General features: G+C 58.8%; 13 protein-coding genes and 1 tRNA gene. All 14 read left to right on the forward strand.

Features of this window, described 5'->3' with window-relative positions; translation table 11 throughout:
* Positions 1-141: 141 nt before the first annotated feature.
* The gene (hisB, locus tag HKD27_RS08445; protein WP_062495967.1) at positions 142-738 is read left to right on the forward strand and encodes an imidazoleglycerol-phosphate dehydratase HisB; all 597 of its coding nucleotides are present in this window, start codon (positions 142-144) and stop codon (positions 736-738) included.
* Complete coding sequence (locus HKD27_RS08450) at positions 735-1,139, forward strand: hypothetical protein (RefSeq protein WP_194689161.1); 405 nt, start codon at positions 735-737, stop codon at positions 1,137-1,139. Before hisB ends, HKD27_RS08450 begins: the two co-directional genes overlap by 4 nt.
* Positions 1,124-1,762: an imidazole glycerol phosphate synthase subunit HisH gene (hisH, locus tag HKD27_RS08455; protein WP_062447357.1), complete on the forward strand. Its 639-nt coding sequence runs from the start codon at positions 1,124-1,126 to the stop codon at positions 1,760-1,762. The genes HKD27_RS08450 and hisH overlap by 16 nt, the downstream gene beginning before the upstream one ends.
* Positions 1,759-3,111 (forward strand): 1-(5-phosphoribosyl)-5-[(5-phosphoribosylamino)methylideneamino]imidazole-4-carboxamide isomerase, encoded by a 1,353-nt coding sequence (gene hisA, locus HKD27_RS08460; protein ID WP_194689162.1) that lies wholly within the window; start codon positions 1,759-1,761, stop codon positions 3,109-3,111. Before hisH ends, hisA begins: the two co-directional genes overlap by 4 nt.
* On the forward strand, positions 3,105-3,866 hold the full coding sequence (hisF, locus tag HKD27_RS08465) for an imidazole glycerol phosphate synthase subunit HisF (protein WP_194689163.1): 762 nt from the start codon (positions 3,105-3,107) through the stop codon (positions 3,864-3,866). Before hisA ends, hisF begins: the two co-directional genes overlap by 7 nt.
* Before the next feature lie 4 nt (positions 3,867-3,870).
* Complete coding sequence (locus HKD27_RS08470) at positions 3,871-4,272, forward strand: phosphoribosyl-ATP diphosphatase (RefSeq protein WP_194255333.1); 402 nt, start codon at positions 3,871-3,873, stop codon at positions 4,270-4,272.
* Between the two features lie 14 nt (positions 4,273-4,286).
* Positions 4,287-4,655: a histidine triad nucleotide-binding protein gene (locus HKD27_RS08475; protein ID WP_194689164.1), complete on the forward strand. Its 369-nt coding sequence runs from the start codon at positions 4,287-4,289 to the stop codon at positions 4,653-4,655.
* 48 nt (positions 4,656-4,703) lie between these two features.
* Positions 4,704-4,779 (forward strand) — tRNA-Glu (locus tag HKD27_RS08480).
* A gap of 123 nt (positions 4,780-4,902) precedes the next feature.
* A complete protein-coding gene (locus tag HKD27_RS08485) occupies positions 4,903-6,087 on the forward strand; it encodes a site-specific integrase (RefSeq protein WP_194689165.1) in 1,185 nt (394 codons plus the stop codon).
* A 259-nt stretch (positions 6,088-6,346) separates the two neighbouring features.
* Positions 6,347-6,706 carry a helix-turn-helix domain-containing protein gene (locus HKD27_RS08490; protein ID WP_194689203.1) on the forward strand — a complete coding sequence of 120 codons (360 nt, stop codon included), beginning with the start codon at positions 6,347-6,349 and terminating at the stop codon, positions 6,704-6,706.
* Positions 6,707-7,222: 516 nt separating this feature from the next.
* Positions 7,223-8,005 (forward strand): hypothetical protein, encoded by a 783-nt coding sequence (locus HKD27_RS08495; RefSeq protein WP_194689166.1) that lies wholly within the window; start codon positions 7,223-7,225, stop codon positions 8,003-8,005.
* Positions 8,006-8,613: 608 nt separating this feature from the next.
* A complete protein-coding gene (locus HKD27_RS08500) occupies positions 8,614-10,224 on the forward strand; it encodes a class I SAM-dependent DNA methyltransferase (RefSeq protein WP_194689167.1) in 1,611 nt (536 codons plus the stop codon).
* Entirely contained in the window at positions 10,221-10,625 is a 405-nt protein-coding gene (locus tag HKD27_RS08505) for a nucleotidyltransferase substrate binding protein (RefSeq protein ID WP_194689168.1), read from the forward strand. Before HKD27_RS08500 ends, HKD27_RS08505 begins: the two co-directional genes overlap by 4 nt.
* Positions 10,622-10,933: a nucleotidyltransferase domain-containing protein gene (locus tag HKD27_RS08510; RefSeq protein WP_194689169.1), complete on the forward strand. Its 312-nt coding sequence runs from the start codon at positions 10,622-10,624 to the stop codon at positions 10,931-10,933. The genes HKD27_RS08505 and HKD27_RS08510 overlap by 4 nt, the downstream gene beginning before the upstream one ends.
* Position 10,934: the final 1 nt, after the last annotated feature.

A 10,934-nucleotide genomic window follows, 5' to 3' on the forward strand; every position in this document is an offset into this window, starting at 1 on the left:
ATAGTGACGCTCCCTCGTGCCGGTCGATACGGTTCGGCATCCTCTCCATCCCGGATTTTCTCCCTGTCTGCCAACGTATTTTGCAGACATCTTTGCCAGACAGCGTGGAAATCCGCGTCGTGCTGGTGTAGCAGGAAGAACATGAACGAAAGCCGCCACGCCCGCCTGCATCGCGCCACCAGCGAAACCGACATCACTCTTGCCCTCACGCTCGACGGCCAGGGCCGCTCCGACGTGGACAGCGGCATCGGTTTCTTCGACCACATGCTGACGGCACTCGCCAGGCATGGTGGTTTTGACCTTGAGCTGAAAGCCAAGGGCGATCTGCATATTGACGGCCATCACACCGTCGAGGATGTCGGCATCGTCTTCGGACAGGCCTTCCGTCAGGCTATCGGTGACAAACGCGGCATCGAGCGCTTCGGCCATGCCCTCGTGCCGCTCGACGAAGCCCTGTGCGAGGCGGTCGTCGATATTTCCGGCCGACCCTATCTTGCCTGGAACGTCGTCTTTCCGCGTGAGAAGATCGGCACGATGGACACGGAGCTGTTTGAAGAGTTCTTCCGCGCCTTCGCCATGTCCGCCCATATCGCCCTGCACCTGACCTGCAAGGCGGGCACCAATGCCCACCACATCGCCGAAAGCGGCTTCAAGGCCGTTGCCCGTGCTCTGAAGGTTGCCGTCTCGCATGATCCCCGCTCGGCTGGCGCCATTCCCTCCACCAAAGGCGTGCTGTGAAGCTCTACATTCCCTGCACGAAACCGGACGCCCCCGGACCGCAGATGCCTGTCATGGTGCAGGACGGGTTTTCATGGCGCGTCCTGTTCTTCGGCTGGTTTGGCCTTCTGACCTATGGCGCATGGATCTCCGCCCTGCTGGCCGCAGCCGCCACCATGGTCACGCTACATGTTTTCATGGGCTTCTGGTCCCGGCTTGACCTAATCGTGGCCATCCATGCCGTTCTCGCCAGCTTCACGGCTGAGATCCGCCTGTGGGAACAGCGACTGAACGGCCGCGTTACCAGCACGCCGATCGCGGCACCCAGCCGGGACATCGCACTTCTGCGCTGGATGGACCAGCAGCACTACGCCGTCCCTTACGGCAGCACATCTCCGGAGTTTCCATGCGCGTCGTCGTAATTGACTACAATGGCGGCAATCTCGCCTCGGCCGCACAGGCAGCCCGCAAGGCCGCTACCCGCAAGGGGATTGAAGCCGACGTCGTCATCTCCCGCGACGCGACCGACATCCTGAATGCCGACCGCCTGATCCTCCCCGGACAGGGCGCTTTCGCCGACTGCGCACAAGGCCTTGGCCCCGAACTGCGCAACATGCTCGAAACTGCCACCGCTAATGGCACCCCATTCCTCGGTATCTGCGTAGGCATGCAGCTTATGTGCGAATACGGTCTCGAACATGGCCGCACTGAGGGTCTGGGCTGGATTTCTGGCAATATCCGCCGCATGGACGAGGCCGCAAATGCCGGGCTGCGCTTGCCGCATATGGGCTGGAACACGCTCGACTTCACGCCTGGTGCGCATCTGCTGACGGATGGCCTCACGCCCGGCAATCATGGCTATTTCGTCCATTCCTATGCGCTGCATGACGGTGCGGACAGCGATCTGGTCGCAACCGCGCAATATGGCACGCAGGTTCCGGCCATCGTCGCACGCGGCAACCGCTGCGGCACGCAGTTCCACGTTGAAAAGAGCCAGGATGTCGGCCTGACGATCCTCGGCAATTTCCTGCGGTGGACCTCATGACCATCACCTGTGAACGCGTCGTCTCGCCGCTTCCTCCCGAAGATCTGGACGCGCTGATCGAAGCCACGTCCGCCGGCATTCTGGACGGCGGCGGCTTCGGCTGGCTGCAGCCTCCCGGCCATCAGGCTCTGGCCCGCTATTTCGAAGGCCTGTTGCTGGTGCCGGAGCGTAGCTTCTATGTGGTGCGTGAGAACGGCGTGATCTGCGGCGCGGGGCAGCTCGTCCGTCCCCCGGCAAGTTATGAAGCCCATGCCGCCACCGCCAATCTGACAGGCTTCTTCGTGGCCCCCTATGCCCGCGGCCGCGGTCTGGGACGCGCGCTGCTGGAAGCCATGCTCAAGGGCGCGAAGGCCATTGGCTGCAAGGTTGTAAACTGCGACATCCGCGAAACGCATGTCGCCGCTATCGGGCTGTTCCGGTCGTTCGAATTCGAACACTGGGGGACCCATCCCTATTATGCACGGATCGGAGGGCAGACGGTGCGCGGACTTTTTCTCTCGAAACTTCTGGCAAACGAGAACGAGGCCGCCCGCTGGCAGTCCAGCATCGCCATGCCTGACACCAGCAGCGCGGCTTCAGACACGATGACCAACCCAGCCTCCCCCGCTCACGGCCTAACGCTCTACCCGGCCATCGACCTCAAGGACGGCGCCTGCGTCCGTCTGCGTCGCGGGGAAATGGAAGACGCCACCCATTATTCCGACGATCCCGGAGCCCAGGCCAAGCTGTTCGCGGAAGCCGGTTGTCGACACCTGCATGTCGTGGACCTGAACGGCGCCTTTGCAGGGCGTTCCACCAATATTCCGGCCATTGAATCCATCGTGAAAGCCACGAACCTGCCCGTGCAGCTCGGTGGTGGCATCCGGGACATGGCCGCCATTGAACGCTGGCTCGAAGCCGGCGTTTCGCGTGTCATCCTGGGCTCAGTCGCCGTCAAGGATCCCGAACTGGTCCGTCAGGCCGCCCGCGCCTTCCCCGGCCGGATTGTCGCCGGCATCGATGCCCGACAGGGCCGCGTCGCCACCGAAGGCTGGGCCGAAGTCTCCGAACTGGAAGCCAACGACCTCGCCCTGCGTATGGAAGATGCTGGTGTTGCTGCCGTGATTTTCACCGAAATCACCCGCGACGGCATGCTGGCCGGACTGGACCTTGAACAGACCGCGGACATGGCCCGTCGTCTCTCCATTCCTGTGATTGCCAGCGGTGGCGTCGGCAGTCTGGAGCATCTCAAGGCCCTTCGCGATGTTGCCCGCGATGTTCCGGGCATTTCCGGCGCCATCGTCGGCCGTGCCCTGTATGATGGCCGCATCTCGCTCAAAGACGCCCTGGACGTCCTCGGTTCATGCTGAAACTCCGCGTCATCCCCTGTCTGGACGTCAAGGACGGACGCGTCGTCAAAGGGGTGAATTTCGTCTCCCTGCGCGATGCAGGTGATCCGGTCGAGCAGGCCAAGCTCTACGACGCGGCCGGTGCCGATGAACTCACCTTCCTCGACATCACGGCCAGTGTCGAAAACCGCGACACCATCCTCGATGTCGTCCGCCGCACGGCCGAAGCCATCTGCCTGCCTCTGACCGTAGGTGGTGGCGTGCGCACCTGCGAAGACATGCGCCGCCTGCTTTTGGCGGGGGCGGACAAATGCGCCGTCAATTCCGCTGCCATCAAAAACCCCGGCCTGATCCGCGAAGCGTCCGAGCGCTTTGGCAGCCAGTGCATCGTCGTCGCCATCGACGCCCGGTCCAATGGACAGGACGGCTGGGAAGTCTATGCCAAGGGCGGCCGTGAACCCACGGGGCTGGACGTGGTGGAATGGGCCAAGAAGATGCAGGATCTGGGAGCCGGCGAAATTCTGCTCACCAGCATGGACCGTGATGGCACTCGCGCAGGCTTCGATTTGGATCTGCTTCGTGCCGTCTGCAACGCAGTGACCGTCCCGGTCGTCGCTTCGGGTGGCGTGGGCGAATTGCAGCATTTCGTGGAAGGCGCGGAAATCGGCGCAAGTGGCCTTCTGGCGGCAAGTGTGTTCCACTTCGGCCAGTTCCGTATCGATGAAGTCAAGAACGCGCTGAACAAGGCCGGTCTGCCGGTCAGGCTTGGAGAATAAAATCATGGGTAAACCCGCCACCAAACCGGCTCCAAAGCCTTCCAAACAGCAGGATGACAAGAAATCCGACCTCCTGCAGGAACAGATCCTGCAGCGCCTCTACGACACGGTACAATCCCGTCGCGGCACGGACCCGTCCCTCAGTCATTCCGCACGCCTGATGTCCCGCGGCCGCAACAAGATCGCCCAGAAATTCGGCGAAGAAGCAGTCGAGTGCCTGATCGAAGCCGTGAACGGCAACCGCAAGGAACTGATCGGGGAAAGCGCGGACGTCCTGTACCACCTGATCGTCATGTGGGTGGATGCCGGCGTGTCGCCTGAGGACGTCTGGACGGAACTCAAGCGCCGCGAAGGCACGAGTGGCATCGCCGAAAAAGCAGCCCGACCCAAGGAAAAGCTCGGCTGAACAGGAGCCCGACCATGACTTACGATCCCGCTAACATCTTCGCCCGTATCCTGCGCAAGGAAATCCCGGCCCGAACAATCTATGAAGACGACTTCGCACTCGCCTTCCACGACATTGCCCCACAGGCCCCGCTCCACGTTCTGGTCATCCCCAAGGGACCCTACGTCTCCATCGCTGATTTCGGCGCAACAGCTTCTCCCGACGAAATCACGGGCTTCTGGCGCGCTGTCTCGAAAATTGCCAAAGAGCAGGGCCTCACCCGCGAAGGTTTCCGTCTCATCAGCAATTCCGGTCCCAATTCCGGCCAGGAAGTCCCCCACTTTCACGTCCATCTGTTCGGCGGCGCTACCCTCGGCCCCCTGCTGACACAAAAAACTTCCTAAATAACACTTGCCAAGACCCGAAGGGCCGACTATCAAGCCCCTCGCCTCGTCCCATTCGTCTAGAGGCCTAGGACACCGCCCTCTCACGGCGGCAACAGGGGTTCGAATCCCCTATGGGACGCCAAATTTATTTGGCAATGCTACCAAGAGCTTACCGCCAAATCAGCCCCCCATAACAAAAATTAAGTAGCGATTTTGGACCAATTCTGGACCAACGACGATTCCGTCTTATTTCGGAGTTCGTCTCATGGCCCGTATAAAGTCCGCCGAAAATGCCAAAGATCCTGCAACAGGACGCCGCCTGCCTGATGACGTGAGTTGCCGGGGGCCCAGGCAATACAGGGCCCGGAAGCTGGTCAACGGCCAGCGAATCACCAGAACATTTGACACCGCCCGTCTTGCCCACGCGTGGCTCGAGGAAACCTCGGTCAAAGTGCGCGAAGGGCGTCATATCGACGTCCGGGCCTTGGACGGCCTCGTGCTCCGAACCCTGATTGAGCGCTACCGTGACGAATGCATGGCTCACCGCGACGCTGATCGGACAGGCCATATCCCGGCACTGCTTCGCGATCCCATCGCAGACCTGAAGCTCTCTCGCCTGACGGTTCCAGCAGTTCGAGGCTTTCGCGACCGTCAGGGCAGGGATCTGGCCGCTGCGACAGTCGTCAAGCGGCTCAATCTCCTGGCCTCCATCCTCAATCATGCCATGAGCGAATGGGATGTCCCTCTCTCGCTGAACCCGGCTTCAGGACGCATGATCAAGCGGCCGACGGGCGCTGATCGCAAGCGCAACCGACGACTGCAGGAAGACGCTCCGGAGAGCCCAACGACCCCTACTCCTCCCAACATGACAGAAGCCAGCGAATATGACCGCCTGCTTGCCGCAGTGACGTCCGAAAGCCATCCGGACGACGTCTGGTTTGTAAGATGGGCCATCGAGCAGGCCACCCGATTAGGCGAAGCCGCGTCCCTGCGCTGGCGCGATGTCAATCTTGTGGCACGAACAATTTCGCTTCGACACACCAAGACCCTGCATCTTGCCGAGGAAATGGGCCCGGAACTGCGCCCGCTGATGCCCGGGACACGAGCGCTGCTATACGAGAAGCTGAACACTCTTCCTGCTCCACCTGATCCGGATGACCTGATCTTCCGGATCGGCGATGAACGCGCTTTTTCAGTACGATACGGTCGTCGTGTTAAAAAAGCAGGGCTTGTCGATCTGACGTTTCACGACCTCCGGCATGAAGCCACCAGCCGTCTTGCCAGATTTTTCCCCAATCCCCTGGATCTGTGCAGGGTCACCGGGCATCGCGATCTCAAAAGTCTGGACCGCTACTACCAGCCCGTGCTGACAACCCTTGCGGAGAATGCGGAAGAGCGCGCCCGTCTGCTGGGATACATCTACGATCGGGATGAAAGCGCGACCACATAGACGCGACACGCAAGATGTTCATACGAATACAGGACATATCTCTGCTTGACATCATTTGTCATATTTATCCGCGCGCGAGAAATCTCTCTGGCCAGAAACAGGAAATTCTTTTCAGAAGTGGATTTCGGAACGGTATCAAGTTTTTCGAAGTCAATTTCTTGTTTGATTTATAAATACGACTTTCCACTCTGACGAATATACATGCCAGCAGTGAGACACTGACGTGGACAGAGCAGATTACGAGAACTCCCTCACGGTCATGACTTCGAGGGAAGCCGCGGAATACCTTCGAATCTCGTATGATGGCTTCAGGACGATGCGATCGCGCGGTCAGGGACCTGCTGTCTTTATTGCGCTTGGCAGACGACTGCGCTTTCGCAAGCATAACCTTGACGCATTTCTTGCATCGCGCGTTCAGTGCGACGCTCGCGTTTCCGACCTGAGCCAGGTCGAAGGTGTTTCTACAGGATCCGACCAGAAATCCGCCCTAAAGCGCAAGAGAGGTCGGCCCCGCTCCACAGGCCAGATCGTCCTCATGCCGGTCTCCTTTTATGTAAAGGCCGGTCTTCTGCTCGCCCTGGCTATTGCCGGATGCATGATCAGTCTTTTGTTTTCCTGAAAAAGTCCTCGTTGCCCCGGAAAGAGTGAGCTTCAATCATGAGCGTCTCCAAAACTATGAGTGATGTAAACACCAATCCTCTGGATGCCCTCCCGCATTGGCACATGGAGACGCCTCACATCCTGCAGGCCGCTCTCTCAGAAGCTGGAAATTTTGAACCGGCTCAGTGCACCATCGCTCAAACGCTGTTGCCTCGCTTTCCGCGCTGGACGGAGACGTGTAGCGCCTCAAACGAGCAAGTTAGCCGCGTTCCGCTACCAGACGCAGCTCATCAGAACTACCTGTGTGCGAATACACAGCAAGCACGTAATATTCTAATCTGGCTACTCAAACCGGGCTGGGAGACGCGCCTTGACTTGCTCCCGATCTCTATCCGCCCCTGGATCATCAGAGACCGCTTGACCGAACAGGACTTTGCAGTCCTGTGGCTTGAGGATCCCGTTATTCTAGGAAAACGGGCTAGAAAGGCACCGCAGCGTTATGCGAACCTCGCAGAGAGTCTGATAGGAAAAACTCTTGGGAGCCATACCTTACCCCCCTGAAACACTCATCCCTGCGCCTTGGGGGACACATGTTGAGACTACGTCAGGAACTGCACCGGTAGATCTGCATTTTCTCAATTGTGCATTATTGAAGCTTCTCGCAAAGCAGCCCATCCTTAATGAACGTCTCGACGAGGGGTTATCGATTCCAAATCGAAACAGGCTGCTTTTTGATATCGTGCGTTTCCGGTTTCGGAAAGTCACATCCTATAAGACTATTTTACGCTTTGCTTATCAGGAAAACAAACGTTTTACGTCTCCCTTAAAGCGCGCGAATGTCCGGGAGATGTGCGAGCGTATTCATGCCTATCGGGTACTCCAAGCCGAGAAGGATGCTCGCGACAGTATCCCGGGTAAAGAGCGACAGGCGGCAGCAGGACCGGAAAGTGCACGACGCGTCTCTGAACGATTTCGCAAACTGGTCCTCGACACCGTCCGCACATGGCCAGCAGGCGTGAAGCTCGCAGCGAAAGCGGTGGCCGAAAAGGCGGGAATATGCGAGAGCACCGCGCGGAAATACTTGCGGCTTATGTCAGGGGCGACGACAGCCTCGACCGGTAAGACGCTTCCCTCTTCTGGTAGTAGCCTTAGAAGAGATAAGAATCTTTATAACGCTGCTCACATTTTTTGTCGCGAGGCTGAGGTGACGGATTGCTTTTATTATGAATCGCACTTCGCCAGGCAAAACCGGCGGGGTGCCGAACCGGAAATTCCGCGAACACCGCTCTCAAGCTGGACCAATACTACCGTTGCCTGAGCATATCGGGCATCGGAACTGGCTTATGAAGATGCGTCACGGCGCGCGAGGGCCAGAACCCGTGCCCGCAGCCTTAAAGTGCAGAAGCACGAGTTAGGAGTTGCAGGCGTTCAGGGGAATAAGACGAAGTTAGAGGACGCGATTGCCATGACCCGAATGAAATTCGAGGATCTACGCCAGATCAGAGAAACTCTGATTTCTCAATCAGCTTTTTTCAAATACCTCGATTATATTGAATTTCGGTCGATTTATGCACTTCGCCATGCATACCGACGCGGGGCCATTGCTAGAGCGATGTACCAGAGCAGGATGGCTACAAAGACGTATAGGACTGAATGCCATTCCTGAATGTCGAAAAGGGTATTTATTCACTTTTGGGCAGACTGGTTTGCAAGCCGGAGAATTCGAACAAGGTTGAAACTCTCCGAACAGTCGCTGACAAACAGTATCGTCGAACAGGCTGCGGAAGGCCTGATCTGACAGGTGTCATAACAGCTCCATCATCTCGAAACCGGACCTCTCATCAAGGCTTCTCTCAACCCTCGACGTTCAGGGTCTGATCGGGCAGATTGTAACGACCTATTCTGTCAGCCTGAAAGCCTGTTCCCATGTCCCGTGGTCGCCCCCGCAAGAACCCGGATGCCGCACCGGCTCCCAAGAAGACGACACGGACAAAGGCAAAGGCAACAGCCGCCAACCTCGGCTTCGAGCAGCAGATGTTTCTGGCGGCCGACAAGCTGCGGAAGAACCTTGAACCCTCTGACTACAAGCACGTCACGCTCGGGCTGATCTTCCTGCGCTACATCTCCACAGCCTTTGAGGCGTATCACGAGATCCTCTTGCACGATGATCCGGCCGCCGCCGAGGACCCGGACGAATACCTGGCCGAGAACATCTTCTGGGTGCCGGAAACCGCCCGCTGGTCGCATCTTCAGGCCAACGCCCGCTCGTCCGGCATCGGCAAGATGATCGATGACGCCATGTTGGCCATCGAGCAGGCCAACCCTGAGCAGCTCAAGGGCGTTCTCCCCAAGGATTACGGACGTCCCGCGCTGGACAGTGTCATGCTGGGCGAACTGATCGACCTCATCTCCGAGATCGGCATGGGCGGCAGCGAGGATCAGGCCCGTGACGTGCTGGGGCGCGTTTATGAATACTTTCTCGGTGGCTTCGCGGGTGCGGAAGGCAAGCGCGGGGGTGAATTCTACACCCCATCCAGTGTCGTGCGCACACTGGTCTCCATGCTCGAACCCTATAAGGGTCGCGTCTATGACCCCTGTTGCGGGTCGGGCGGCATGTTCGTGCAGTCGGAACGCTTCGTGGAATCTCACGGCGGCAAGCTGGGCGACATCGCCATTTACGGGCAGGAAAGCAACCACACCACCTGGCGTCTGGCGAAAATGAACCTCGCCGTCCGGGGCATCGGCGCGGATATCCGCTGGAACAACGAAGGCAGCTTCCTGCGGGACGAACTCAAGGACCTGCGCTTCGATACCATTCTCGCCAACCCGCCATTCAATATCTCGGACTGGTGGAACGCCTCGCTGGAGGAAGATCCGCGTTGGCAGTATGGCAAACCGCCTGCGGGCAATGCCAACTATGCATGGCTCCAGCATATCCTGTGGCACCTCGCCCCGAACGGGACGGCGGGCGTTGTGCTCGCCAACGGGTCCATGTCGTCCAACCAGAACAGCGAAGGCGAGATCCGCCGCCGGATGGTCGAAGCTGACACCGTGGATTGCATGGTCGCCCTCCCCGGCCAGCTTTTCTATTCGACCCAGATCCCGGCCTGCCTGTGGTTCCTGACCCGTACCAAAAACCCGAAAGGATGGCGCGACCGTCGCGGGGAGACGCTGTTCATCGATGCCCGCAAGCTCGGCACGATGGTCGATCGCACCCGCCGGGAACTGACGGATGCAGATGTCGCCCGCATCGCCGATACCTACCATGCCTGGCGCGGCGAGCAGGACGCGGCCCCCTACGAGGACGTTCCCGGCTTCTGCAAGTCCGTCACGCTCGACGAGGTAGAGCAGCACGGCTTCGTACTGACACCCGGCCGCTATGTTGGTGCAGAAGAGGCTGAAGAAGACAGTGTGCCTTTCGCCGAGCGCTTCGCGGCGCTGGAGAAAACCTTGCAGGAGCAGTTTCGTCAGGGCGAGGAACTGAACGCAAAAATTACAGCATCCCTGAAGCTAATCGTTCCGCAGGAGGCCTCATGACCCTTTATCTGATCCCGCTGGAACGGGCGCTGGACCGCCTGAAGGAAGGGTGGGCACGACATGTTGTCCATCCTGATGATGAGCAGCTACGCGATGGGCTGATCCAGCGTTTCGAGTTCACCTATGAACTCAGCCACAAGACCCTGAAGCGATTTCTGGAAGCCAACGCGGCCTCTCCGGAAGAATATGACCGCATGGGCTTTCCGGACCTGATCCGCTCCGCCAATGAAGCCGGCTTGCTCAAAAGCGCCTGGCCGCAATGGAGCGTGTTTCGCAAGATGCGGAACATGACCAGCCACACCTATAACGAAGCCTCCGCAAAGCAGGTCGTGGCGACGATACCAGATTTTATCGATGAGGCGGCGTTTCTGCTGGCCGTTCTGAAAGACCGGACCGCGTGACGGATCAGATCGACATTACACCCGAAGAACGGGCGATCGTGCTGCGTATTCTCAACGAGATTGTGCCTGACCGCGAAGTGCGGGCGTTTGGCTCGCGCGTGACAGGCAAGGCCAAGCCGTTCTCTGATCTGGATCTGGCGGTAATGGGGGATGGACCGTTGCCGCTGGAGACGCGGGCGCGGCTGGAAGAGGCGTTTTCGGAGTCCGATCTTCCGTGGAAAGTGGATATTCTTGACCAAGCCTTGGCTGATACATTTTTCAATAAAAATGTCATGCATTCTTCTGTGCAGATTAAAAATTTGAAATGAG

Origin of the sequence: Gluconobacter sp. R75690, assembly GCF_015244525.1 — a bacterium.
GTDB lineage: Bacteria > Pseudomonadota > Alphaproteobacteria > Acetobacterales > Acetobacteraceae > Gluconobacter > Gluconobacter potus.